The sequence below is a fragment of the Streptomyces sp. NRRL B-1140 genome (genome assembly GCF_001280065.1).
In the GTDB taxonomy this organism is placed as follows: domain Bacteria; phylum Actinomycetota; class Actinomycetes; order Streptomycetales; family Streptomycetaceae; genus Streptomyces.
This window is the reverse complement of sequence record NZ_LGEA01000089.1, coordinates 1-23,124: the sequence shown is the minus strand read 5'-3', so window position 1 is coordinate 23,124 and position 23,124 is coordinate 1. Positions and strand designations below refer to the sequence as shown.

Sequence of the window (23,124 nt, the reverse complement as noted above, 5' to 3'; positions counted from 1 at the left end):
CCACTTATTAGGCAGATGGCTAATCAGTCGCCTCGCCGTCGTCGTGCAGGAAGCTTTCCAGGCTGGGGGTCAGGTCCGCCACCTGTCCGGGCGCGAGCCGGTACAGGACGTAGTAGCCCTCGCGGCGGCGCTCCAGCAGGCCCGCGTCCGCCAGCACCCGCAGGTGCTTGGACAGGGCGGCTTCGCTGACGCCGACGAGTGGGGCCAGCTCCTGGGTGCTGCGCGGGCGTTCGGCGAGCAGTCGCAGGGCGCGCAGCCGGGTGTCGTCGGCGAGCGCGCGGAGTGTGCCGACGAGCCTGGTCGGTGGAATCCTCGGGCGGGCTTCCCGGACGATCGAGGAGACGGGGAAGACGAGCCCGAGGGGCCACGGACCGTCGCAGTTGACCCGTACGTGCGGCCACACATAGGCGCTGGGGGCGAGCACGAGTGTGTCGTCCGGGCCGATGGCGACCTCGTGGTCGTGCGGTCGCTCCAGCCAGAAGCGTTCGGCCTGCCGGTCGCTGCGCACCTCCGGCCACAGGCCACGGAGCATCCCGTACAGACCGCGCTGCTCGATCTGGTGTCCGGCCTCGCTGACGCCGGCGGCGAGTTCGGGTTCGAGCCGTGCCCATTCCTCCTCGAACGCCTCCCGCCAGTAGCGCTCCAGCATGCTCAGGAACCGTTCGAGCAGCGCGCGGGGGTCGTCGAGGAGCATCGCGGCCATCGCCTCGTCGCTTTCCCGCGCGAGGCGCTCCCGCAACAGGCGGCGCACCTCCGGTTCGTCCAGCACCTGCGGATCCCTGCCCTCGCCGCTGCCCGGCCAGGGCGTGAGGAGGGGGACGGCGAACTCCAGGCGGGCCAGTTCCGGATCCGCTCCGCGCAAGCCGGCCAGTTCGTCCTCGAAGTCCGTCAGTCGGCCGGTGGGCTGCGGAAAGAGGAACTCGGGGAAGTACGAGCGCACCGCGTAGGAGAACGCCTCGATCTCCCGCTTCAGCGGCGGGGACAGCTTGCGCATCGCACGCACCCAGCCGTGCTGGACGGGGTGGTGCTTGGGCTCCACCAGCACATGGAGACTCAGTACGGCTTCCATCGTCGGCGAGTAGGCGAATCCCACCCGCTCCGCACCGCCGGCAGGGACCCGGAACACGATCGTCATGACCCGTCATCCTTGCCGTACGGCGTCCACCACGGCAGCCGCGCCGCGCCGCGGACAGCTCCTAGGAGAGTGCCCCGGCCAGCGTCCCCGCGAGGGTCAGGGCGAGGAACGCCGCCCCCCACGTCATCGCGTGCCGTATCCGGCGGTGCTTGACGCGGGTGGTCCGGGTCAGGAGCTGCGGCGGGGTGTCGGCGGCCGGGGCGGGGTGGGGCGTCCTCGCCAGGCTCAGCAGGACCAGGGACGGGGCGCAGGCCGCGCACCCGGTCCAGAGCAGGAGCTGGGGGATCGCCGCGTACTGGGCGGGCGTGATGACGCCGGCGGTGATCGCGGTGAGGAGGGCGGCCAGGGCGGCGCCCAGGGTGGCCAGGGTCAGGCCTGCCCGGTGGTCGGCCTTCGCGAGTTCCTCGCGGGCCGCCTCGGGCGGAAGCGGTCGGCCGAGGTCCGCCGTGCGCCCGTATCGGAGTGTGGTCATGCCTACCCCTCGCTGATCAGCGGTCTCCTCCGAGTACCCCAAAAGGACTGCTCCACACCGTAGTTCAGGAGTTCCAGGTCTCGTCGTACGGGTCGTGCGGGGTGGGGACCGGCCTCGCGGTCGTCACCCGGAGGTAGGGGATGGGGCCGTTGTTGACCGGGTCCTTGGTGCGGCGGGGGGTGTAGGTGCCGGTGATCTCCAGCCAGGTGTCCGGCCTGAGGACCGGCGGGGTGTTGCCCGTCAGGGCGATCTTGACCGGCTGGGCGTCGGCGGCGCAGCAGTTGAGGCCCATGCGGACCAGGTAGGGGGCGCCCTCGCGGTCCAGGCTGACGAAGCCGGTGATCTTCAGCTCGCGGCCGTGGAGGGCGCGGCCGTCGTCGTAGACCGCGCGGCCGGCGTAGTCCGCCACGGCCAGACGCAGTGGTGCGTCGCCGGTGGGGAGGGCCGGGAAGCCGAAGGGTTTCGTCAGGGCCGTACCGGTGTGTGCCGCGCTGTAGGAGCCCAGGGCCGGCGGGGCGACCAGGATCAGCGCGAGGACCGGGAGCGTGAGGAGCCAGGAGACGCGGGGTTCGCGGTGGTGGCCGTGGGTGGGGGTGGCCCGGCGGTCGTACCAGAGGGTGGCCGCCGCCGTGATGATCAGGACCGCGCCCGACAGGAGGACCAGGGGACGCAGGCCCTCCTTGACGTAGCGCAGGTAGAGGTCGGTGGTGCCGGCGTGCAGGAGGGTCGCGCCGAGCAGGAAGAGGAGGGCCGTCTGGGCCAGGCGGTTCACAGCAGGACCGTTCCGGTCAGGGCCGACACGACGACGGCCAGGGCGAAGGTCGCGGGCGCGAAGCGCAGGGCGAAGGCGCGGCCGAAGGTGCCCGCCTGCATCGCGAAGAGCTTCAGGTCGATCATCGGGCCGACGACCAGGAACGTCAGACGGGCCGTCAGGGAGAACTGGGTCAGGGACGCCGCCACGAACGCGTCCGCCTCCGAGCAGATGGAGAGCAGGACGGCCAGGGCCGCGAGGACCAGGACCGACAGCACGGGGTGGCCGGCCGCGAGGCTCAGCCACTGCGCGGGGACCACCGCCTTCAGGGTGGCCGCGGCCATCGCGCCGATCACCAGGAAGCCGCCCGCGTGCGTCACGTCGTGGCGGACCGAGCCCCAGAAGGCCGCTCCCCTGCCCTGCCCCTCGTGCGAGGCGCGGGCCGGGGGGCGGATCCAGTCCGTGCGGCCGAGACGGTGCCAGAGCCAGCCCATCGAGCAGGCCACCAGCAGGCTCGCGACGAAGCGGGCCAGGACCATCTCCGGGTTGCCGGGGAACGCCACGGCCGTCGCCGTCAGCACGATCGGGTTGATGGCGGGCGCCGACAGGAGGAAGGCCAGGGCCGCCGCCGGGGTGACCCCGCGGCGGACCAGGGCGCCGGCCACCGGCACGGACGCGCACTCGCAGCCCGGCAGCACCGCGCCCGCCGCCCCCGCGACCGGCACCGCGAGGGCCGGGTGCTTCGGCAGGGCCCGGGCGAAGAACGACGGCGGCACGAACACCGCGATGGCCGCCGACAGCAGCACCCCGAGCACCAGGAACGGCAGTGCCTGGACCATGACCGCGACGAACACGGTCATCCAGCTCTGCATCACGGGAGCGGCCAGGGCGCCGCGGATCGGGTCCTGGAACATCACCGCCGTGAGCAGCAGAAGCGTCAGCAGGAGGGGGGAGTTGAGCTGCCGGTCCTCCTGCGGGCCCGGGTCCGTCCGGGCTGTCTCCGCGCCCGGGTCTGCCTCCTTGCCCGGGCCCGTCCCCGTGCCCCGGTCCTCTCCGGCGTCGCCGCGCTCATCGCTGTCCTGCGGGGCTCTGTTCGTGATGGCCACGGGCCCGGTACCTCCGGTGGTGCGCGAGGGCATTCCCCATTCCCTCCCCCTGCGTACGGGCGGCGACGGCCGGGCGTTCACGTCGCACCGGCCCCTTCTGGAACCGGCCGTCACGGTGAGGCAGTCTTCTCCCCGTGGGGAGTGTTCCGAACCAAGGTCAGCCGAGTGATCCGGCCACACACATGATCGTGTGCGGTGACGACGGTCTCGCGCACCGGCTGGCCGCCGAACTCCGCGGCGTCTACGCCGAGCAGGTCACGCTGGTCGTGCCGCCCTCGGGCCGACGGGTGCGGCAGCCCGTGGTCGGACGGGCCCGGGCCGTCTCGGCCGCGCTGCTGGACCGGGTCGTGAACGCGGCCGCCAACCGGACCGGCGCGAGCGGCGAACCGGCGGCTACCGAACAGGTCGTGGAGGCACCGGAGATCACCGAGGCGGTGCTCACCGAGGTGGGCGCCGACCGGGCGGCGGCGCTGGCGCTGGTCTTCGACGACGACGAGACCAACATCCGCGCCGCGCTCACGGCCCGCCGGCTCAACCCGCGCATCCGCCTCGTACTGCGGCTCTACAACCGGCGGTTGGGGCAGCACATCGAGGAACTGCTGGACCAGACCGCCGCCGTCGCCGCGGGGGACGGCCAGGGGGCGGGCCTCGACGCGTCGACGACCGTGCTGTCCGACGCCGACACGGCCGCGCCCGCGCTGGCCGCCACCGCTCTCGTCGGCACCAGCAAGGTCGTCCAGACGGAGGGACTGGTGCTGCGGGCGGTGGAACGGCAGCCGCCGCGGCCGGGCGAGGTGGCAGACCCGGGGCTGTGCACCCTGGCGCTGCTGTCCGCGACGAGCAACGACCCGGCCGGCGCGGACGGTTCCGAGGGCAGCGGGGAGCACGGGCCGCACCTGCTGCCGGACGAGGCGGCGGTGGCGTCGGCGACCGGGCGCGGGACCGTCGTCCTGGAGCAGGTGTCGTACTCGGGGCCCTCTCTGCCGGCGGGCCGGGGCGGTGTGCCGCCGTTCGCCTCGCTGTTCTCGCGGCGGCTGCGGTGGTCGCTGGCCGGGCTGGTGGGCTGTGTGCTGGCGCTCGCCGTCGCGTTGATGATCGTGACCGACGAGCATCCGCTCTACGCCACGTACGTGACGCTGCTCGATCTGTTCGGCATCAACGATCCCGCGTTCCACGAGTCGACCGCACGGCAGGTGCTGCAACTTCTGTCCGGTCTGGTGGGGTTGCTGTTGCTGCCGGTGCTGCTGGCCGCGGTGCTGGAAGCGCTCGGCACGTTCCGCAGCGCGTCCGCGCTGCGCAAGCCGCCCCGGGGCCTCGGCGGGCACGTGGTGCTGCTCGGGCTCGGCAAGATCGGGACGCGTGTGCTGACGCGGCTGCGCGAACTGAACATCCCCGTGGTGTGCGTGGAGTCCGATCCGGACGCGCGGGGGCTGGCCACGGCACGGCGGCTGCGGGTACCGGTGGTGCTCGGCGACGTCACGCAGGAGGGCGTGCTGGAGGCCGCGAAGATCCACCGCGCCCATGCCCTGCTGGCCCTGACCAGCGCGGACACGACGAACCTGGAGGCGTCGCTGTACGCGCGGTCCGTACGGCCCGACCTGCGGGTCGTGCTGCGGCTGTACGACGACGACTTCGCGACGGCCGTGTACCGGACGCTGCGGGCCGCGCACCCGTTCGCCCTGACGCGGAGCCGGAGTGTGTCGCATCTGGCCGCGCCCGCGTTCGCCGGGGCGATGATGGGGCGGCAGATCCTGGGGGCGATCCCGGTGGAGCGGCGGGTGCTGCTGTTCGCGGAGGTGGAGGTGGCCGGGCATCCGCAGCTGGAGGGGCGGACCGTCGGCGAGGCGTTCCGGGCCGGGGCCTGGCGGGTGCTGGCACTCAACACGTCACCCCCCGGCGGCCGTCGGGGAGAGGCCGACCCGTCGGGCGAGGAGCGGATGCGGGCGTCGGGTCTGGTGTGGGACCTGCCTCCCGCGTATGTGCTGGGGCCCGGGGACCGGGTGGTACTGGCGGCGACGCGGCGGGGGCTCGCGGAACTGCTGGGACGCAGACGGCGGGAGCGGTCGGGGGCGTGACGGGGCGCCCCGCGCCCCGAGGGGCGCGGGGAACCGCACGCTCGGCCACGACCCACCCGCGGCCGCCGCAGAACGCCCCCCGGGCTACCGGGCGCTCGACACTCCCTTCACATACCGCTCCGCGAACTCCAGCTCCAGCCGCACCTGCTTGATCCGCTCGTCCACCACCAGCGACCCGTGCCCGGCGTCGTAGCGGTACACCTCGTGCACCGCGCCCCGCGCCTCCAGCCGCTTGACGTAGTTCTCGATCTGCCGGATCGGGCAGCGGGGGTCGTTCACACCGGCCGAGATGTAGACCGGCGCCTTGACCCGGTCGACGTAGGTGAGGGGGGACGACGCCTCGAAGCGGTCGGGGACCTCCTCCGGCGTGCCGCCCAGAAGCGTGCGGTCCATCGCCTTCAGCGCTTCCATCTCGTCGTGGTACGCCGTGACGTAGTCGGCGACGGGCACCGCCGCGATGCCCAGGGTCCACGCGTCGGGCTGGACGCCGAGGCCGAGCAGGGTGAGGTAGCCGCCCCAGGAGCCGCCGGTGAGGATCAGGCGCTCGGGGTCGGCGACACCGGAGGCGATGGCCCATTCGCGGACCGCGGCGATGTCCTCCAGTTCGATGAGGCCGACGCGGTGCTTCAGGGCGTCCGTCCAGGCACGGCCGTAGCCGGTGGAGCCGCGGTAGTTGACACGGATCACCGCGTAGCCGTGGTCCACCCAGGCAGCGGGGCCCGCCGCGAAGGAGTCGCTGTCGTGCCAGGTGGGGCCGCCGTGGATGTCGAAGACGGTGGGGAGCGGGCCGGTGGTGCCCGCGGGCCGCTGGACGAGGGCGTGGACGCGGCCTCCCGGCCCCTCCACCCACACGTCCTCCACCGGCACCGAGCCGGGCGACTTCATGCCGGGCGGATCGAGCACCACACCGCCCGTCGTGGAGCGGACCGCCGACGGCTCGGCCGCCGAGGACCACAGGTACTCCACGCTGCCGTCGGGCCGGGCCGTCGCGCCCGAGACCGTGCCCGGCGGGGTCGGGATCTCGGTGAGGGCGCGGGCGGACAGGTCGTAGCGGAACAGCTCGCTGCGGGCCTCGAAACTGTGGGCGATGAGCAGGCCGCTGCCGTCCGGGTACCACTCGGCGCTGACGTCGCCCGGCAGCTCCAGCGCCAGGTCCGTCTGCTCGCCGGTGGCCACGTCCCACACCAGGGGCTCCCAGCGGCCGCGGCGCTGGTGGCCGATGAGCAGGCGCGTGTCGCCGTCGACGGGGGCGAAGCCGAGGACCTCCAGGCCCAGCTCACGGGTGCCGCCCTCGGTGTCGTCGAGGTCGGCGACCGCCGTGCCGTCGGGTCGCAGGACGCGCAGCGCCGAGTGCATCGCGTCGCCGTGCTCGGTGTGCTCGACGGCGATGAGCGAGCCGTCGTGGGAGAGGTCGCCGACGCCGGCCGACTCGCGGTGGCGGTAGATCTCCACCGGGTCCTCGCCGGTGCGCACCAGGTGGATGGTCGTGCCGTCCTCGTCGGTGGAACGGCCCACGACCGCCGTACGCCCGTCCCTGCCGAGGGCGAGGCCCGCGGGGTAGGAGGGCTCCAGGCCCGCGGCGGCCGGTTCGTCCGCGCCGCCCTCGAAGGGCTGGCGGCGCCACACGCCGAACTCGTCGCCGTCCTTGTCGTCGAACCACCAGATCCACGCGCCGTCCGGGGACAGCACACCGTCCGTCGTGCCGTTCGGCCGGTCCGTCACCTGTCGCTGCTCTCCCGTCGACCGGTCCCAGGCGTACACCTCGTACGTCCCCGTCGCGTTGGAGACGAACAGGGAGCGGTCCGGCGCGTCCTCCGCCCAGTCGGGCAGGGAGACCCGCGGCGCCCGAAAGCGCTTCTCCCAGTCCGGCATCCGCTCCTGCCGCTCCGCCCGTACCGCTTGCTCGTGCTGGTCCCGCCGGTCGCGTGCGTCGGACCCGTTGCTCTCAGTCATGGCCCCATAGTGCCCGCCCCGGCCGACAATCCGCTCGCGAGGTCCCCAGCCTGTGGATAACCTCCATCGGTCCCCCCTCCGAACAGGCAGGAGTCCCACCCCGTGTACTCCCCCACCCCCGCCGACTGGAACGAGGCCAACCGCGCCCACTGGGACGAGCGGGTCCCGCTGCACGTCGCCGGTGATTTCTACGACCTGGACGCCTTCCGGGCCGGCCAGGACCCGCTGCGCGACTTCGAGCTCGCCGAAGTGGGCGAGGTGGGCAACCGCTCTCTGCTGCACCTGCAGTGCCACATCGGTCTCGACACGCTGTCCTGGGCCCGGCACGGCGCCGCCCGCGTAGTGGGTCTCGACTTCTCCGAACCGGCTGTCGGCCTCGCCCGCGGGCTCGCGCACGACCTCGGCCTGGGCCCGGACCGGGCGGCGTTCGTCGCGGCCGACGTGTACGACGCGACGGCAGCGGTCCCCGACCCGTCGTACGACATCGTGTACACCGGCGGCGGTGCGCTGTGCTGGCTGCCCGACATCGGGCGCTGGGCGCGGACCGTGGCGTCACTGGTGACGCCCGGCGGATTCCTCTACCTCGCCGAGTTCCACCCGCTCACCGACGTCCTCGACGACGAGACCGGCTCGCGAATCGTGCACGACTACTTCGCCCGCGACGCCTGGATCGAGGAGAGCGCGGGGTCCTACGCGGCCGAAGGTGCCCGCTTCACCCACGGCCGACGGGTGGAGTGGCAGCACCCGGTCGGCGAGGTCGTCTCGGCGCTCGCGGCGGCGGGTCTGCGGATCGAGTTCCTGCACGAGCACGACGTGTCGCTGTTCCGGCGGTTCGGGACCTTCGAACGGCGGGACGGCTACTTCCGCTTCCCCGAGGGCCGGCCGCGGATTCCGCTGATGTACTCGATCCGGGCGCGCAAGGACTGACCGCGGGGCGAGCCGGAGGGCCGTCCGGAACCGGCCGGCGGGCCCGCTCCCTGGCCGACCCCGCGGGCCGGGGCCGCCCGGCACCCCCGTACCGTGGGGGTGTGTACCGGTTTCTGCTGACGCCCCGATGGTGGGGGATCAACGTCTTCGTGCTGTTGTCCATCCCCTTCTGCATCTTCATGGGGTCCTGGCAGCTGAGCCGGTTCGAGGACCGTGTGCAGGACCATCGCACCGCGACCGAGCAGGTCTCCGAGGCCCGGCACGAGGCGCCCCGGCCCCTGAAGGACATGCTGCCGGTGGACAAGGCGACCTCCGGGAAGCTGGTCACCGCGAGCGGGCGGTACGGCAAACAGCTGCTCGTGCCCGGGCGGGAGCTCGACGGCAAGCAGGGCTTCTACGTGCTGACGCTGCTGCGGACCGACTCGGGTGAGGCGCTGCCGGTCGTGCGGGGTTGGCTGCCCGGGTCCGCCGCCACGGCGAAGGTCCCCGCCCCGCCGTCCGGTGAGGTCACGATCACCGGGGCGCTGCAGGCGTCGGAGACGCCCGGGGACAACGGCGTCAGCGCGCAGGGCGGCCTGCCGGCCGGGCAGACCGCGGCGATCAGTGCGGCGTCCCTGGTCAACCTGGTGCCCTACGACGTGTACGACGCGTGGGTCACCCTGTCGAAGGGCGACGCCGGGATGAAGGCGGTGCCGGCTGCCGCGCCGCCGGACTCGGGCCTGGACCTGAAGGCGTTCCAGAACCTCGGCTACACCGCCGAGTGGTTCGCCTTCGTCGGGTTCGTCATCTTCATGTGGTTCCGGTTGCTGCGGCGCGAGACGGAGTTCGCGCGGGACGCGGAGCTGGGTCTGGTCGCGGACGAGGAGCCCGTCACCGTGGACGCCGCGGTGAACTGAGCGGCGTCCCAGCCTGGGTCGGGTGGGTTCGCAGCCCGGCGTAGCGGGGTGCCGCCGCGCCCACCCGTGCCGCCCCTGGCGGCACGCATGCCCGCAGCTACGGCGGTTACGACCCCGCCAGCACGCCCGTCCAGTACACCGTGCCCGCGCACGCGTTGGACACCGTCACCGAGCTCGCGCCCGAGCCGGTGGCCGGGGTGTACGTCACCGCCACACTGCCGTCGACCGTGCCGTCCTCCCGGACCAGCTGCGGGGCCGTGCCCGTGTCGCCGCCGGTGGAGGTGCCGGCCGTGGTCGTCGGGTCCTCCGACGGGGTCGGGTCCGGGCTCGGGTCGGGGCCGCCGACGCTACCGCCGGGAGCGGGGCAGGTCTCGGAGGGGACCCAGGCGAACTTCACGTCGTAGCCGATGCCCGGCTGAAGCACCAGCTGGGCGGCCTCCAGGGACGGGTCGGGCAGCAGACCGGCCGCCGCGTCGCCCGCGGTGTGCCGGGCCTGACCGACCTTGCTCGCGTCGGCCGCGCCCTGCGGCAGCGCGCTCACCGAGCCGGGGCCGGTGACCGTACAGGCCGCGCCGGAGACGTTGGTGACACGGAAGGAGCCGGAGACCGCGCCGGTGGAGTCGGGGGCGCCCGCGCTTCCGGAGGCGGGGCCGAGCTGGGCCGCGGTGCACGCCGGAATGCCGGCGGCGGCGGTGGAGGAAGGGCCGGTACCGCCCTGGGACGCGCCGGTGGACGCGCCGCCGGACGCCTTGCCCTTGCCCTTCTCCTTCTTCTCGCCCTTCTCCTTGCCCTCGGTCTTGCCGGAGGAGCCGCCCGCGGTGCTCTCGCCGCCGTCCGGGCCCTTGCCCTGGCTCGAACCGCCCTGGGTCTCCGAGGTATGTCCGGCGACGGCCGGGTTGGCCTCGGAGCCGGTGGCGTTGGAGACGTGCACGAGGGCGGGGACGGCCGTGCCGATGAAGAGCGCGGCGGCCGCCATGCCGACGACGGCCTGCCGCTTGCGGGCCCGCCGCTGCGGTACCGCCTTGCGCAGGTAGTCCAGGGTGCCGTCGCGCGGTTCCACCTCCTGCACCACCTGGTGCAGCATCGAGCGCAGGTCCAGCTCGTCCGAGTCGAGCCCGTCGGGGCTCTGGTCGTCGGGGCCGTGGTTCACAGTTCCGTTCCCAGCGTGCGATTGCTTCGGATCTTGCCCGTGCAGCCTTGTCGGCTCGTGCCACTCGAAGGGCTCGTGCCGGTCGCGCCCGTCACGGCGCGCCCCGTCTCCTTCACTCATGCCGACGCCTCCATGGCCAGCCGGAGCGCCGCGATACCGCGCGATCCGTAGGCCTTGACGGAGCCGAGGGATATGCCGAGCGTCTCGGCGACCTGCGCCTCGGTCATGTCCGCGAAGTAGCGCAGCACCAGCACCTCGCGCTGGCGGCGCTGCAGCCCCTTCATCGCCTTGATGAGGGAGTCGCGCTCCAGCTGGTCGTAGGCACCTTCCTCGGCGCTGGCCATGTCGGGCATGGGCTTCGACAGCAGCTTCAGGCCGAGTATGCGGCGGCGCAGCGCGGAGCGCGAGAGGTTGACGACGGTCTGGCGCAGGTACGCCAGGGTCTTCTCGGGGTCCCGGACGCGCTTGCGGGCGGAGTGGACACGGATGAACGCCTCCTGGACGACGTCCTCGCAGGAGGCGGTGTCGTCGAGGAGGAGGGCGGCGAGACCCAGCAGCGAGCGGTAGTGCGCCCGGTAGGTCTCGGTGAGGTGGTCGACGGTGGTTCCGGCCGCCACGCCGTCCTCTGCGCCGTCACGCTGGTTGGGTATGCGGGTCGGCCGCGCTGCGGGCACGGGCGCGATCACCGGCATGCCACCGGGCGTACCGGCCATGCGGGGTCGGAGAGCCGCCGGGCGGGGCGGTCGAAGGACCGTGCCGCGCGCCGCACTGAAGTCGAGTACCTCTGCCACGCCTGTTGGACACGCTGACCCCCGTGAGGGTTGTACGTGCCGGGCATCACTTTCACGCCGACCGTCGCCGTTGCCGGTCTACCCGCGTCAGGCAGCACAGTCGATGGTGCGTTCATGGCCCTCATGCGTCCCGCTCTTCCCTTATATCCAAATGTGAACGGACGTCCCCACGCCCGGTTCCAGGCGTCCCCACGCCTGTAAGCGCTCCCACGGCCGAAGGGCGACCGCAAAGACGCTCCCCGCCCTTCGCACGGTTGCGGAGAGCGGGGAGATAAATCCTCTGATGCCGAAGCGCCACCGACAAGTGGTCCGGATCATCGATCGGCTCACATGTCGTCCACAGATCCTACAAACCACCTCTGACATCGGCCGCGACCAGCTCGGCGATCTGGGCGGTGTTGAGCGCGGAGCCCTTGCGCAGGTTGTCCCCGCACACGAACATCTCGAGCGCCGTGGGGTCGTCCAGCGCTCGCCGGACCCGGCCGACCCAGGTGGGGTCGGTGCCGACCACGTCGGCGGGGGTCGGGAACTCCCCGGCCGCCGGGTTGTCGAACAGCACGACCCCGGGCGCCGTGGCGAGGATCTCGCGGGCCTTGTCGACGGTGACCTCGCCCTCGAAGCGGGCGTGCACGGTCACCGAGTGCGTGGTGATCACCGGCACCCGGACACAGGTGACGGCCACGGGCAGGCCGGGCAGACCGAGGATCTTGCGGGCCTCGTTCCGCACCTTCAGCTCCTCCGACGACCAGCCGTCCTCGCACGCCGTGCCGGTCCAGGGCACGACGTTCAGCGCGACCGGCTCGGGGAACGGACCGGTGTCGTCGCCGACGGCCCGGCGTACGTCGCCGGGGTGCACGCCCAGCTCCGTGCCCGCGACCAGGGACAACTGCCGGCGCAGGGTCTCCACACCGGTGCGACCGGCGCCGCTGACGGCCTGGTACGAGGAGGCGACCAGCTCGCGCAGCCCGAACTCGGCGTGCAGCGCGCCCAGGGCCACGATCATGGAGAGCGTCGTGCAGCTGGGGTTGGCGATGATCCCGCGCGGGCGCATCCGCACGGCGTGCGGGTTGACCTCGGGCACCACGAGCGGCACATCGGGGTCCATCCGGAACACGCCGGAGTTGTCGACGACCACCGCGCCCTTGGCGGCGGCGACGGGCGCCCACCGCTCGGCGATCTCGTCGGGGACGTCGAACATGGCGACGTCGACGCCGTCGAAGGCCTCCTCGGTGAGCGCGAGGACCTCGGTCTCCTCGCCGCGCACGGTCAGTTTGCGGCCGGCCGAGCGCGGGGAGGCGATCAGCCGGATCTCGCCCCAGACGTCGGCCCGCTGGGACAGGATCCGGAGCATGACCGTGCCGACGGCTCCGGTCGCCCCCACCACGGCAAGCGTCGGACGCCCGGACCGTACGGTCCGGGCGTCCTGTCGGAGGTCGGCCATCAGCGGCCGGTGCCTCCGTAGACGACGGCCTCGTCGCTGTCGGAGTCGAGCCCGAACGCGGAGTGCACGGCGCGGACGGCCTCGGGTACGTCGTCGGCGCGGGTGACGACCGAGATGCGGATCTCGGAGGTCGAGATCAGCTCGATGTTGACGCCCGCGTCGGACAGGGCCGTGAAGAAGTCGGCCGTGACGCCCGGGTTGGTCTTCATGCCGGCGCCGACGAGGGAGATCTTGCCGATCTGGTCGTCGTAGCGCAGGGAGTCGAAGCCGATGCCGGCCTTGTTCTTCTCCAACGCGTCGATGGCCTTGCGGCCCTCGGTCTTCGGCAGCGTGAAGGAGATGTCCGTCAGGCCCGTGGAGGCGGCGGACACGTTCTGCACGACCATGTCGATGTTGATCTCGGCGTTGGCGATCGTACGGAAGATCGAGGCCGCCTCGCCCGGCTTGTCCGGCACGCCGACGACCGTGACCTTGGCCTCGGAGGTGTCGTGCGCGACACCGGAGATGAGAGCCTGCTCCACCTGCTTTTCCCCTTGCGTAATCGGCTCGCTGCTGACCCATGTGCCCTGCAGCCCGCTGAAGCTGGACCGGACGTGGATCGGGATGTTGTACCGGCGGGCGTACTCCACACAGCGGTGGAGCAGCACCTTGGACCCGGAGGCGGCCAGTTCGAGCATGTCCTCGAAGGAGATCCAGTCGATCTTCCGGGCCTTCTTCACCACGCGCGGGTCGGCGGTGAACACGCCGTCGACGTCGGTGTAGATCTCGCACACGTCGGCGTCGAGGGCGGCCGCGAGGGCCACCGCGGTGGTGTCGGAGCCTCCGCGGCCGAGGGTGGTGATGTCCTTGGTGTCCTGGCTGACGCCCTGGAAACCGGCGACGATCGCGATGTTGCCCTCGTCGACCGAGGTCTTGATCCGGCCCGGCGTGACGTCGATGATCCGGGCCTTGTTGTGGACCGAGTCGGTGATGACACCCGCCTGGCTGCCGGTGAACGACTGGGCCTCGTGGCCCAGCTTCTTGATCGCCATGGCCAGCAGGGCCATGGAGATCCGCTCTCCGGCGGTCAGCAGCATGTCGAGCTCGCGCCCGGCAGGCATCGGGGAAACCTGCTCGGCGAGATCGATCAGCTCGTCCGTCGTGTCGCCCATCGCGGAAACCACGGCAACCACCTGGTGGCCGTTCTGCTTCGCTTCCACGATCCGCTTGGCGACGCGCTTGATGCCCTCGGCATCGGCTACGGAGGAGCCTCCGTACTTCTGCACGACAAGGCCCACGTGCGCTCCTCGCTCAATCCGTCTCTATCCGCTCATACGCATTCGTACCGCGGTCGGCTCAGTCTAACGAGCGTCCGAAAAACCCCTCCGCGATATCGCATGGTGAGATCTCGGGCAGCCCGTCCAGATTCGCTCATGCCCATCTGGGCACACGCCACTCGGGAAAGTGCCCGGCGTCACAATCGCACGCGACTCGACCGGCGATCACACAACTTTCAAGCACTAGGGTGCGGCTGTGCGCGTACTCCTGGTGGAAGACGATGAACCGGTCGCCGAGTCCCTGCGCCGTGGCCTCAAGCGCTACGGCTTCGAGGTGGAGTGGGTCACCACGGGCGGGGCGGCCCTGCGGCACGAGGGTCCCTACGACGTCGTCCTGCTGGACCTCGGCCTGCCCGACACCGACGGGCTGGACGTCTGCAAGGCGCTGCGCGAGCGGGGCGACGTCCCGATCATCGTGATCAGCGCCCGCAGCGACGAGACGGACCGGGTGGTCGGCCTGGAGCTCGGTGCGGACGACTACGTCTCCAAGCCGTTCGGCGTCCGGGAGGTCATCGCGCGGATCCGGGCGGTCATGCGCCGCACCCGGCCCCGCACCCCCGCGGGCACGCCCGACCCCGGCCCCGACCGCTACGGCACCCGCCTGACGATCGACCGCAAGGCCGCCCGGGTGCGCCTGGACGGCGAGGAGGTCGCCCTCGCGCCCAAGGAGTACGACCTGCTGGCCTTCCTCACCGAGGAGCCCGGGGCGCTGATGTCGCGCGAGCAGATCATGGAAGCGGTCTGGGACGCCAACTGGTTCGGCCCGACGAAGACACTGGACGTGCACGTGGCGGCGCTGCGGCGCAAACTCGCGGGAGCGATCACCATCGAGGCGGTGCGGGGGGTCGGCTTCCGGCTGGAGATCGACGGGGACGCCGGCACCGGCGCGGGCGGGAGCGACGCCGCCTCATGATCCGTCAGCTCGTCCGCAGCTACGTCCTGCTCGTCGCGGTCGCCATCGCGCTGTTCACCGTGCCGGTGGCGTTCACGCTCACGGATCAGCTGCGCGACGACACCAGGTCGGCCGTCACACGTGAGGCCGACGCCATGGCCCTGCTGCTCGGCGACGGCCGCGCCGCCTCCTGCCGGGCCCTGGAGGAGATGGCCAGGGCCTACGACGACGAGATCCAGGTGACCCGCACGGCGGACTGCCCGGCGGACCTGCCGCGACCCACCCCGGACGCGGCCCTCACCAGGGCCCTGAAGGACGGCAGACCCACCACGGACTGGGGCTCCTCCTTCATCTGGGGCCCCGAGCTGGTGATCACCGTGCCCGCCCGGGCGGCCGGCACGGACCGGGTCGTCGGCGCCGTGCGCATCGTGTACTCGACCGGCGAGATGACCAGCCGGCTGTGGCGCATCTGGGGCTTCCGCGCGGTCCTCGCCGTGCTCGTGCTGGGTGTGGCCGCCCTGCTCGGCGTGGCCGTGGCCCGGCGCCTCACCCGGCCGCTGCGCCAGCTCAACGACATGGCCAGCAAGTTCAGCGACGGCGACCTGACCGCCCGCTCCCCCGTGACCGGCCCGCCCGAGACCCAGACCCTGGCGCGCACCCTCAACCAGGGCGCCGAACGCCTGGACACCCTCATCGCGGCCCAGCGCATCTTCGTCGCGGACGCCTCCCATCAACTGCGCACCCCGCTCACGGCGCTGCGGCTGTCCCTGGACAACATCGCCGACGGCGTGGACGACGAGTTCGTACGGGAGGACGTGGAGCAGGCGACGGCGGAGGTCGTCCGGATGAGCCGGCTCGTCAGCGGGCTGCTGGTACTGGCCCGGGCCGAGGCGAAGGTGACGGCGGCCGAGCCGCTCCCGCTGCTGGACATCGTGCGGGAGCGGCTCGCCGTGTGGAGGCCGGCCGCCGACGAACGCGGTGTCGCCATCGCGCTCAGGGGGAGTACCGACGGCCGGCCGTCTGTGCTGTCCAGTCCCGGTCATCTGGACCAGATGCTGGACAACGTGCTCTCCAACGCCCTGGAGGTCTCGCCCGACGGCGGGACGATCACCGTGCGGGTGGAATCCCTGGGCGATGTCGTGGAGGTACGGGTCCTGGACGAGGGCCCCGGCATGTCGGACGCCGAGAAGTCCCGCGCCTTCGACCGGTTCTGGCGCGGCCAGGGCCTGACCGGGAAGTCGGGCTCCGGCCTCGGTCTCGCCGTCGTCAGACAGCTCGTGACGGACGACGGCGGGACGGCGGCGCTGACGGACGCCCCGGGCGGGGGCCTGTGCGTGACGATCACGCTCCGGGCGTCCCCACGGGGCGGCGGCTGACCGGGCTCAGCCCTGCGGCATCTTCGAGGAGTGGTGGTTCACGATCAGCCACTTGCCGTTCGGCTGCTTCTCGTAGGCGTAGGTGTAGCGGGCCTTGACGGTGCTCCTGACGCCCGTTTCGTGGTCGGCGAGCGCGAACTCGTAGACGCCGGTGTCGATGACGGTGTCGCGGTCGAGGACGTTGACGACGGACTCGACCTTCGTCCCGTGGGGCTTGTTCCGCAGGAAGTGCTCGAAGTAGTCGACGATCCCGGCTCTGTCGGTGCGGACCTGGTTGGAGACGGTCGGCAGCAGGACCGCGTCCTTCGCGTACAGGTCCGCGACCTTCTTCGGATTACCGGTCTGCAGGGCGGCGTTCCAGTCGTCGAACAGCCCGAGCACCTGCGCCTTGGTCACCGGCTTGGCGTGCCGGTCGCCCGTGCTCCGCGCGTCCGCTCCGGCGACCCCGGTTCCCAGGGCGAAGGTGCCGGCGGCCAGGACTGCGGTGGCGGTGGCGATCGCGGCTATGTGCCGGCGGGCGGGGCGGCGGTCCATGACATCTCCAGGGGGATCGAGGGGAGTCTGCTTCCCTCCGCGTTCTCCGCGGTGGAAGTGACTCCAGCCTCGCGTTCCACCGGCCAGGGCCCGTGCAGCCCGCGTACAGGGGACGTACAAGAGGCCTCCAAATCACGCGGCGTGAGCGGGGATCTGGCGCTACGGTCGGCGCATGGAGACCTTGCGCTACGTGGCGTTCAGCACGGATCCCGAGGGTGGCAACCCCGCGGGGGTGGTGCTCGACGCGAGCGGCGCCGACGACGCGGCGATGCTGGCGACGGCGGCCGAAGTCGGCTATTCGGAGACGGCGTTCGTCGTGGACTCCGGCGACGGACCCCTGGACGTCCGGTACTTCAGCCCGCTCGCCGAGGTGCCGTTCTGCGGCCACGCGACGATCGCCACGGCGGTGGCGCACGCGGAGCGGCACGGCACCGGACGGCTGCTGCTGCGCACCCCCGCGGGCCCGGTCACCGTCACCACCGACCGGGCGGCGGACGGCAACCTCGTGGCGACCCTGGTCAGCGTCGCGCCGCGCAGCGTCCCGCTCGAGGAGGGCGACCTCGCCGAACTGCTGGCCATCCTGGGATGGTCCGCCGACGACCTGGACCCGGCGCTGCCGCCCCGGGTCGCCTACGCCGGGGCCTGGCACCCGGTCGTCGCCGCCGCGAGCCGCGAGCGGCTGGCGGACCTGGACTACGACATGGCCGCGCTCACCGCCCTCATGGCCCGCCGGGACTGGACCACGATCGACCTGGTCTGGCGGGAGTCCCCCACCGTCTTCCACGCCCGCAACCCCTTCCCGCCCGGCGGCGTGGTCGAGGACCCGGCGACGGGGGCGGCGGCGGCCGCGTTCGGCGGCTACCTGCGCGAGTTCGGCCTGGTACCGACCCCGGCGACCCTGACGGTCCACCAGGGCGCGGACCTGGGACGCCCCAGCACGATCACCGTGACGGTCCCGGCGGAACCGGACACGGGCATCGGCGTGACGGGGACGGCCGTACGGATCTGATCCTCAGCGGCTCGGGCTACGGCGCAACGGCCGGACCGCTGAGACGAAGGCCGCCCAGGCGGGGGCGGTGACGTGGAGTTCGGGGCCTGCGGGGTTCTTGGAGTCGCGGATGTGGATGGGGGTGGACACGGCGACTTCGACGCAGTTGCCGCCCTCGGAGTCGCTGTAGCTCGACTTGATCCAGCGCAGCTGGTCACTCATGACTGATCCACCATCCGCTCGATGAAATGGGCCGACTCAGTGGGATCGAGAGCCTGCGTGCGGATCATGCTAAGCCGCTCCGCCGCGAGGCGGACAACCCCCGGATCAGCCGAGAACTCACTCACCAACGGCCCTTCCGCGAAGGCGAACCGCTCATGGTCGCGAGTCTCCAAGAGCACCATGGGTCCCATCAGGGCGGTGGGAACGGTCCCTGCGAACGGCAGCACCTGGAGCACGACGTTGCGCAGCCTGGACACCTCCAGCAGGTGGCGCAGCTGTCCCACGTCAACCAGCGGATTGCGCAGTGCGGCCTCGTAGACGACGAAGCAGAAGGCGACTGGCGGTTTCCCCTCGGTCAGGAGCACCTGCCGTGCCATGCGCGCGGCAACCCGTTCCTCCACCGTGTCGTCGTCCAGGGGCGGGACATGGTTCTCGATGAGGGCACCTGCGTAGTGCCGCGTCTGCAAAAGACCCGGCACATAGGTGACTTCGTAGGACCAGTGACTGATCGCCTCCCGCTCCCTCTCCATGAAGTCCTGCGCCCGCGCCGGGAACCTCTCCCTCTGCAGGTACTCCTTGGCCGCGCTCAGCAACCCCTCCGCCCGGCACAGCTCGTCAGCCGCGTCGAGGACCCGGGGCGTCGGCATGCGGACGCCCTGTTCCATGGACTTGATCGTGTCCGGGGAGTAGTTGGCGGCGGTGGCCAGTTCCTCGCGGCTGACGTTCGCCTTGGTGCGCCAGCGCTTGAGCTGGTTGCCGCTGTAGCGCCAGGCGACCGGCGGCTGGGAACTGGAGTTGTACTGGCCCGGCACAGCGCCCACCTCCGACGGTTACAGCAGCGTGTGTACCACCACAGTGGCTACCGAACGTAGCCGAACGGGCAGCAGAGTGTGGCCATGACGAACGCGATTCACCGCCCCGAGTGGGTTCCGGCGGCAGGTCATCAACTCCACGTGGCGGGCGTGCACTTCGACGCGGTACGGGTCGAGGGCGTGCGGGGGGAGCTGGCCACCGAGTGGCTGGTCGAGGTGTCGGACGGGGACGCGGGGCCGATCGTGTGCGAGGCGAGCGGGCCGCGGTGGGTGTACTTCCTGCTCGCCCCCGGCGCGGCACGCGGGCGCGACTGGCCGCTCGGCGTGCAGCGGTTGGGTGGCCGGGACCCGCGTACGGTCACGGTCACGTACATCGGGATCCCGGCCCTGGAGGGAAACACCTGGCCGCTCAGGTGGTACAGCGAGCCGACGCCGACCGCTCCCTACGTCGACGGGGAGGCGCTGGCCGCCGCCCTGGGCAGGTGAGCGGAACCGGAGGCGACTACGTGGCCGGGCGGATGCCCAGCGGACCGGCGATCTCCTCCGCCATCACGCGGCCCGCCTCGATCTCCAGTGTGTCGTCGCCCATGCCCTGGTCCGTGTCCAGGCCGTCGAGTTCGGCGAGGGGCTGGTTGAGGCGGACGTGGGCGAGGACCGACTGCAGGGCCCGCAGACTCGCCGAGGCGGTGGAGCCCCAGTTGGAGAAGTAGGAGAACTGCCACCACCACAGGGCCTCGGTGGTGCGGCCCGCCCGGTAGTGGGACATGCCGTGGCGCAGGTCCGTGATGACGTCCGTCAGGTCGTCGGAGATACGGGCCGGCACCGGCGCCTTGCGCGGCTCGTAGGGGTCGAAGACCTCGGAGTACACGTCGATCGGGTCCAGCAGGCGGGCCAGGTTCTCGCGGAGCTCGTCGACGTCCGCCTCCGGGCCCGAGTCGGGTTCGTAGCGTTCGTCGGGCACGATGTCCTCGTGCGCGCCGAGGCGGCCGCCGGCCAGGAGGAGCTGGGAGACCTCCAGGAGGAGGAAGGGCACGGCCGATTCCGGCTCGTCGCCCTTGGCGACCTCCGTGACGGCGACCAGGAAGCTCTCGATCTGGTCCGCGATCTGGACCGCGAAATCGTCCGGGTTCTGGTCGGTCGCGTGCAGCGTGGCGTCAGACATCTAGGAGTCGTCTCCCCTCGAAGGCGCGTCCGAGGGTGACCTCGTCCGCGTATTCCAGGTCCCCACCCACCGGGAGGCCGCTGGCCAGGCGGGTGACCTTCAGGCCCATGGGCTTGATCATGCGGGCGAGGTACGTCGCCGTCGCCTCGCCCTCCAGGTTCGGGTCCGTGGCGAGGATGAGCTCGGTGACCGTCCCGTCCGCGAGGCGGGCCAGGAGTTCCCTGATGCGCAGGTCGTCGGGGCCCACCCCGTCGATCGGGCTGATCGCGCCGCCCAGGACGTGGTAGCGGCCCCGGAACTCGCGCGTGCGCTCGATCGCCACGACGTCCTTAGGCTCCTCGACCACACAGATGACGGCCGGGTCGCGGCGGGTGTCGCGGCAGATGTTGCACAGCTCCTCCTGTGCGACGTTGCCGCAGGTCGCGCAGAAGCGGACCTTCGCCTTGACCTCCATCAGGGCCTGTGCGAGACGCCGTACGTCCGTCGGCTCGGCCTGGAGGATGTGGAAGGCGATCCGCTGGGCGCTCTTCGGACCGACGCCGGGCAGCCGCCCCAGCTCGTCGATCAGGTCCTGGACCACGCCTTCGTACAACGGACTGCCCTTCCTGGGTCTTCGGGGTCGGTGCGTACCGTCCCGTACGTACCGTAGTTGTCTGCCGCCTGCCGGAGGAAGGCGGTGCGCCGGGTCAGAACGGCAGGCCGGGGATGCCGCCGCCGCCCAGACCCTGTGCGAGCGGGCCCAGCTTCTGCTGCTGGAGCGTCTGCGCGTTCTCGTTGGCCGCATGGACGGCGGCCACGACCAGGTCGGCGAGGGTCTCGGCCGTCTCTTCGGCGGACGCGGCCTGCGGGTCCACCGCCTTCGGGTCGATCTTCAGGGCGCGCAGCTCGCCGGCGCCGGTGACGGTGGCCGTCACCAGACCGCCGCCCGCCTGCCCGTCGACCTCCGTCTGCGCCAGTTCCTCCTGCGCCTGTGCCAGGTCCTGTTGCATCTTCTGGGCCTGCTGGAGCAACTGCTGCATATTGGGCTGGCCACCACCGGGGATCACGATCAGCTCCTTGCTCGGTACGGGTTTTCCCGTTCGGCACGAGCCTACGTGGTCGGGGCTGCCGTCGCCCCGGCACTCTTTCGAGTGAGTCCCCCTCGCGCCCTATACCTGATCAAGGAATACTTCCGGGCGGAAAAGAGGCGAAAGCTACGTCTTCGCCACCCATTGGGGGGTAGGAAGGGTCGGGCGCGTTCCGGATGCGGGCTTTCGTCCATCGCGCAGCGTGATCGGTGAGTGAACCGTACGTGGTCATTCGTGATCAGTGAGGAGTGCCGGGTGGGTCAGCCGGAGATGCAGCCCGAGGGGCCGCCTCAGGACGGGCGGGGCGAGCAGGCGGCGGCCGGGCTGCGGCCGGGCGATCTGACCGGGCGGGTCTTCCCGCTCGGGGACTGGGGCGAGCCGGCGGCCCGGCTGGACGAGCTGTACCGGTGGGTGGAGCGCGGGGCGCTGCGGACGGCGGCCTGGTATCTCGCCGACCGGGTCTGGAAGCGGCGGTGCGCGCGGGTGCTGCGCTGCGGGGCCGCGTCCGGGGCGGTCACCGGGGTCGCGCTGCCGCTGCTGGATCTGACCGGGGTCGCGGGCGGGATCGCCCCCTGGGGGTGCCTGGCGCTGCTGTCGGCGGCGGCGTGCGTGGCCGTCGACCGGTACTTCGGGGTGACGTCCGGCTGGATGCGGGACGTGGCCACCGCGCAGGCCGTGCAGCGGCGGCTGCAGGCCCTCCAGTTCGACTGGGCGGCCGAGAGCGTGCGGGAGGTGCTGGGCCCTGCCGAGGGGACGGCCGGGGAGGCCGCCGAGCGGTGCCTCGGGGTGCTGCGGAGGTTCTCCGAGGACCTGACGGAGCTGGTCCGGGTGGAGACGGCGGACTGGATGGGGGAGTTCCGGGCGGGGGTCGCCGCACCGGCGGGGTTGCAGGCGGTGGTGTTCCCGGCGCCGGGGCGCGGGGCCGAGGTGGGGGTGAACGGACGGTTCACGGTGCCGCCGCACGGCGGCACCCGGCCGAACATGCCCCGCCAGCGCCCGCCCGAGCCGCGGTGAGAGGCATCGGCGCCCGCTCCGGTGGCCGTCGGCCCGAAGACGTCTGAAGTCCGACGCGGCCGCGACCGGCGGGAGTTCACCGGCCGTCGGGCCACCGGCGACGTGACCGGGAAGGCCGGCGAGCTCGTCCCCGGCTCGGCGTCGGTCACTGCTTCGTGTACGCCAGCCGTTCCCCGCTGCTCGTGTTCACGCGCTCCAGCGTGCCGTTGGTCAGGAGCGTCACCTCGGTGGCCGCACCCGGGGTGCAGGCGGTGCGCGGCTGCCCGGCCTTGACGGTGGTGGGGCCGATCTGCAGCGCGCCACCGGTGCCGGGTTCCGCGGTCAACCGCCCCTCGAAGACGCAGTGGTAGGTGCCGCCGCCCCTGGTCGGGCCGTCGGCCACGAGGGACAGGACGGTGTCGCCCGGTTCGCCCTGCTGGAGGGTGAGCGAACGGCTGTGCTCGCCGTCGGCGTTGTCGATGGTCGTGCTCCAGGTGCCGAGGTAGCCGGCCGGGATCGTGCCGTCCGCCGGGGAGGGCGAGGTGCCCGCCTGCGAGGTTGTCGGGGACGGGTCCGGGGTGGTCGGGGACGGGCCCGTGCTCTGCGTGCCGCCGCGGCCGTCGTCGGCCCGGTCGTCGCCGCCCCGCATCAGGGCGTACACCGACCCGCCCGCGGCGAGCGCGACGACCAGGGCGATCACGACGAGCAGCGCGGTGGAACGGCCGTCCCCCCGCGTCGGCCGGGGCTGCGGGGGGCCGTACGGCGGGGTCGTGCCGTAGGGCGGCGGGCCGTACGGCGGGGTGGAGCCGAGTCCCCCGTAGGCGGGGTGCGCCGGGGGGACGCCCGGGGCACCGGGCTGGGGGTGCTGCTGGGGGTAGCCGTACGCCGGGTACGGGGGCGTCTGCGGCTGCGGGTGGGGAGGTGCGCCCGGGCCCGGCAGGTGGTGAGGTGCCGGGGGCGGGCCCTGCCCGGCGGCCATGGTGGGCAGATGGTTCACCGGCGGCCCGCCGCCCTGCGGGCCGGCGAGGCCGGGCGAGGGCGGGCCGGGGGGCGCCGCGGGTGCTG

23 protein-coding genes and 1 pseudogene are annotated in these 23,124 nt (G+C 72.4%); 8 read left to right on the top strand and 16 right to left on the bottom strand.

Annotated elements, in window-relative coordinates; all coding sequences use genetic code 11:
* Positions 1-19: 19 nt before the first annotated feature.
* The 4 genes from ADK65_RS10305 to ADK65_RS10290 all read right to left on the bottom strand — a co-directional run bounded on the left by ADK65_RS10305 (position 20) and on the right by ADK65_RS10290 (position 3,464).
* Positions 20-1,135, bottom strand: coding sequence for an ArsR/SmtB family transcription factor (locus ADK65_RS10305; protein WP_053669660.1), 1,116 nt, complete (start codon positions 1,133-1,135; stop codon positions 20-22).
* 61 nt (positions 1,136-1,196) lie between these two features.
* On the bottom strand, positions 1,197-1,607 hold the full coding sequence (locus ADK65_RS10300) for a hypothetical protein (RefSeq protein ID WP_053669659.1): 411 nt from the start codon (positions 1,605-1,607) through the stop codon (positions 1,197-1,199).
* A 64-nt stretch (positions 1,608-1,671) separates the two neighbouring features.
* Complete coding sequence (locus tag ADK65_RS10295) at positions 1,672-2,379, bottom strand: TIGR03943 family putative permease subunit (RefSeq protein ID WP_053669658.1); 708 nt, start codon at positions 2,377-2,379, stop codon at positions 1,672-1,674.
* A complete protein-coding gene (locus ADK65_RS10290) occupies positions 2,376-3,464 on the bottom strand; it encodes a permease (RefSeq protein WP_078955903.1) in 1,089 nt (362 codons plus the stop codon). Before ADK65_RS10290 ends, ADK65_RS10295 begins: the two co-directional genes overlap by 4 nt.
* A 182-nt stretch (positions 3,465-3,646) precedes the next feature.
* Between ADK65_RS10290 and ADK65_RS10285 the strand changes: the two genes are divergently transcribed.
* Complete coding sequence (locus tag ADK65_RS10285) at positions 3,647-5,539, top strand: potassium channel family protein (protein WP_053669656.1); 1,893 nt, start codon at positions 3,647-3,649, stop codon at positions 5,537-5,539.
* 84 nt (positions 5,540-5,623) lie between these two features.
* Here the strand turns inward: ADK65_RS10285 and ADK65_RS10280 are convergent, their stop codons facing one another.
* Entirely contained in the window at positions 5,624-7,492 is a 1,869-nt protein-coding gene (locus ADK65_RS10280; protein WP_053669655.1) for a S9 family peptidase, read from the bottom strand.
* A 102-nt stretch (positions 7,493-7,594) separates the two neighbouring features.
* On the opposite strand from ADK65_RS10280, the gene ADK65_RS10275 reads away from it, so the two are divergent.
* Together ADK65_RS10275 and ADK65_RS10270 are read left to right on the top strand one after the other, a co-directional pair.
* Entirely contained in the window at positions 7,595-8,419 is an 825-nt protein-coding gene (locus tag ADK65_RS10275; RefSeq protein ID WP_053669654.1) for a class I SAM-dependent methyltransferase, read from the top strand.
* 101 nt (positions 8,420-8,520) lie between these two features.
* Positions 8,521-9,315 (top strand): SURF1 family protein, encoded by a 795-nt coding sequence (locus ADK65_RS10270; protein ID WP_053669653.1) that lies wholly within the window; start codon positions 8,521-8,523, stop codon positions 9,313-9,315.
* A gap of 106 nt (positions 9,316-9,421) precedes the next feature.
* Here ADK65_RS10270 and ADK65_RS10265 read toward each other — a convergent pair whose 3' ends face one another.
* The 4 genes from ADK65_RS10265 to ADK65_RS10250 form a co-directional block, all read right to left on the bottom strand.
* Positions 9,422-10,465, bottom strand: coding sequence for a hypothetical protein (locus tag ADK65_RS10265; RefSeq protein WP_053669652.1), 1,044 nt, complete (start codon positions 10,463-10,465; stop codon positions 9,422-9,424).
* Between the two features lie 116 nt (positions 10,466-10,581).
* The gene (locus ADK65_RS10260) at positions 10,582-11,157 is read right to left on the bottom strand and encodes a SigE family RNA polymerase sigma factor (protein ID WP_053669651.1); all 576 of its coding nucleotides are present in this window, start codon (positions 11,155-11,157) and stop codon (positions 10,582-10,584) included.
* A gap of 445 nt (positions 11,158-11,602) precedes the next feature.
* The gene (locus ADK65_RS10255) at positions 11,603-12,697 is read right to left on the bottom strand and encodes an aspartate-semialdehyde dehydrogenase (RefSeq protein ID WP_053669650.1); all 1,095 of its coding nucleotides are present in this window, start codon (positions 12,695-12,697) and stop codon (positions 11,603-11,605) included.
* Complete coding sequence (locus ADK65_RS10250; protein ID WP_053669649.1) at positions 12,697-13,974, bottom strand: aspartate kinase; 1,278 nt, start codon at positions 13,972-13,974, stop codon at positions 12,697-12,699. Before ADK65_RS10250 ends, ADK65_RS10255 begins: the two co-directional genes overlap by 1 nt.
* A 235-nt stretch (positions 13,975-14,209) precedes the next feature.
* Here ADK65_RS10250 and ADK65_RS10245 point away from each other — a divergent pair, with 235 nt between their 5' ends.
* Positions 14,210-14,926: a response regulator transcription factor gene (locus ADK65_RS10245; RefSeq protein WP_053669648.1), complete on the top strand. Its 717-nt coding sequence runs from the start codon at positions 14,210-14,212 to the stop codon at positions 14,924-14,926.
* The gene (locus ADK65_RS10240) at positions 14,923-16,281 is read left to right on the top strand and encodes a sensor histidine kinase (RefSeq protein WP_053669647.1); all 1,359 of its coding nucleotides are present in this window, start codon (positions 14,923-14,925) and stop codon (positions 16,279-16,281) included. The genes ADK65_RS10245 and ADK65_RS10240 overlap by 4 nt, the downstream gene beginning before the upstream one ends.
* Positions 16,282-16,287: 6 nt before the next feature.
* Here the strand turns inward: ADK65_RS10240 and ADK65_RS10235 are convergent, their stop codons facing one another.
* On the bottom strand, positions 16,288-16,815 hold the full coding sequence (locus ADK65_RS10235; RefSeq protein WP_053669646.1) for an SgcJ/EcaC family oxidoreductase: 528 nt from the start codon (positions 16,813-16,815) through the stop codon (positions 16,288-16,290).
* Between the two features lie 172 nt (positions 16,816-16,987).
* Between ADK65_RS10235 and ADK65_RS10230 the strand changes: the two genes are divergently transcribed.
* On the top strand, positions 16,988-17,824 hold the full coding sequence (locus tag ADK65_RS10230; protein WP_053669645.1) for a PhzF family phenazine biosynthesis protein: 837 nt from the start codon (positions 16,988-16,990) through the stop codon (positions 17,822-17,824).
* 3 nt (positions 17,825-17,827) lie between these two features.
* On the opposite strand, the gene ADK65_RS10225 is transcribed toward ADK65_RS10230, so the two are convergent.
* Both ADK65_RS10225 and ADK65_RS10220 read right to left on the bottom strand, forming a co-directional pair.
* Positions 17,828-18,025, bottom strand: a complete 198-nt coding sequence (locus tag ADK65_RS10225; protein WP_053669644.1) for a DUF397 domain-containing protein — start codon at positions 18,023-18,025, stop codon at positions 17,828-17,830.
* Complete coding sequence (locus ADK65_RS10220) at positions 18,022-18,846, bottom strand: helix-turn-helix domain-containing protein (RefSeq protein WP_420709001.1); 825 nt, start codon at positions 18,844-18,846, stop codon at positions 18,022-18,024. Before ADK65_RS10220 ends, ADK65_RS10225 begins: the two co-directional genes overlap by 4 nt.
* Positions 18,847-18,915: 69 nt before the next feature.
* Here ADK65_RS10220 and ADK65_RS10215 point away from each other — a divergent pair, with 69 nt between their 5' ends.
* Positions 18,916-19,323: a hypothetical protein gene (locus tag ADK65_RS10215; protein WP_053669642.1), complete on the top strand. Its 408-nt coding sequence runs from the start codon at positions 18,916-18,918 to the stop codon at positions 19,321-19,323.
* A gap of 16 nt (positions 19,324-19,339) precedes the next feature.
* Here ADK65_RS10215 and ADK65_RS10210 read toward each other — a convergent pair whose 3' ends face one another.
* The 3 genes from ADK65_RS10210 to ADK65_RS10200 form a co-directional block, all read right to left on the bottom strand.
* Complete coding sequence (locus tag ADK65_RS10210) at positions 19,340-19,999, bottom strand: DUF5063 domain-containing protein (protein ID WP_053669641.1); 660 nt, start codon at positions 19,997-19,999, stop codon at positions 19,340-19,342.
* On the bottom strand, positions 19,992-20,591 hold the full coding sequence (gene recR / locus ADK65_RS10205) for a recombination mediator RecR (RefSeq protein WP_003991835.1): 600 nt from the start codon (positions 20,589-20,591) through the stop codon (positions 19,992-19,994). Before recR ends, ADK65_RS10210 begins: the two co-directional genes overlap by 8 nt.
* A 94-nt stretch (positions 20,592-20,685) precedes the next feature.
* A complete protein-coding gene (locus ADK65_RS10200) occupies positions 20,686-21,045 on the bottom strand; it encodes a YbaB/EbfC family nucleoid-associated protein (RefSeq protein ID WP_078955888.1) in 360 nt (119 codons plus the stop codon).
* 276 nt (positions 21,046-21,321) lie between these two features.
* On the opposite strand from ADK65_RS10200, the gene ADK65_RS10195 reads away from it, so the two are divergent.
* Positions 21,322-22,080 carry an SLATT domain-containing protein gene (locus ADK65_RS10195; RefSeq protein ID WP_053669639.1) on the top strand — a complete coding sequence of 253 codons (759 nt, stop codon included), beginning with the start codon at positions 21,322-21,324 and terminating at the stop codon, positions 22,078-22,080.
* A 145-nt stretch (positions 22,081-22,225) separates the two neighbouring features.
* Here the strand turns inward: ADK65_RS10195 and ADK65_RS10190 are convergent.
* Positions 22,226-23,124: pseudogene (locus ADK65_RS10190) on the bottom strand (serine/threonine protein kinase); the annotation flags it as partial.

Coding starts and splice junctions, on each gene's coding strand:
- ADK65_RS10305 (WP_053669660.1), bottom strand. CDS start 1,135: ATGACGATCGTGTTCCGGGTCCCTGCCGGCGGTGCGGAGCGGGTGGGA.
- ADK65_RS10300 (WP_053669659.1), bottom strand. CDS start 1,607: ATGACCACACTCCGATACGGGCGCACGGCGGACCTCGGCCGACCGCTT.
- ADK65_RS10285 (WP_053669656.1), top strand. CDS start 3,647: ATGATCGTGTGCGGTGACGACGGTCTCGCGCACCGGCTGGCCGCCGAA.
- ADK65_RS10280 (WP_053669655.1), bottom strand. CDS start 7,492: ATGACTGAGAGCAACGGGTCCGACGCACGCGACCGGCGGGACCAGCAC.
- ADK65_RS10260 (WP_053669651.1), bottom strand. CDS start 11,157: ATGCCGGTGATCGCGCCCGTGCCCGCAGCGCGGCCGACCCGCATACCC.
- ADK65_RS10255 (WP_053669650.1), bottom strand. CDS start 12,697: ATGGCCGACCTCCGACAGGACGCCCGGACCGTACGGTCCGGGCGTCCG.
- ADK65_RS10240 (WP_053669647.1), top strand. CDS start 14,923: ATGATCCGTCAGCTCGTCCGCAGCTACGTCCTGCTCGTCGCGGTCGCC.
- ADK65_RS10235 (WP_053669646.1), bottom strand. CDS start 16,815: ATGGACCGCCGCCCCGCCCGCCGGCACATAGCCGCGATCGCCACCGCC.
- ADK65_RS10230 (WP_053669645.1), top strand. CDS start 16,988: ATGGAGACCTTGCGCTACGTGGCGTTCAGCACGGATCCCGAGGGTGGC.
- ADK65_RS10225 (WP_053669644.1), bottom strand. CDS start 18,025: ATGAGTGACCAGCTGCGCTGGATCAAGTCGAGCTACAGCGACTCCGAG.
- ADK65_RS10210 (WP_053669641.1), bottom strand. CDS start 19,999: ATGTCTGACGCCACGCTGCACGCGACCGACCAGAACCCGGACGATTTC.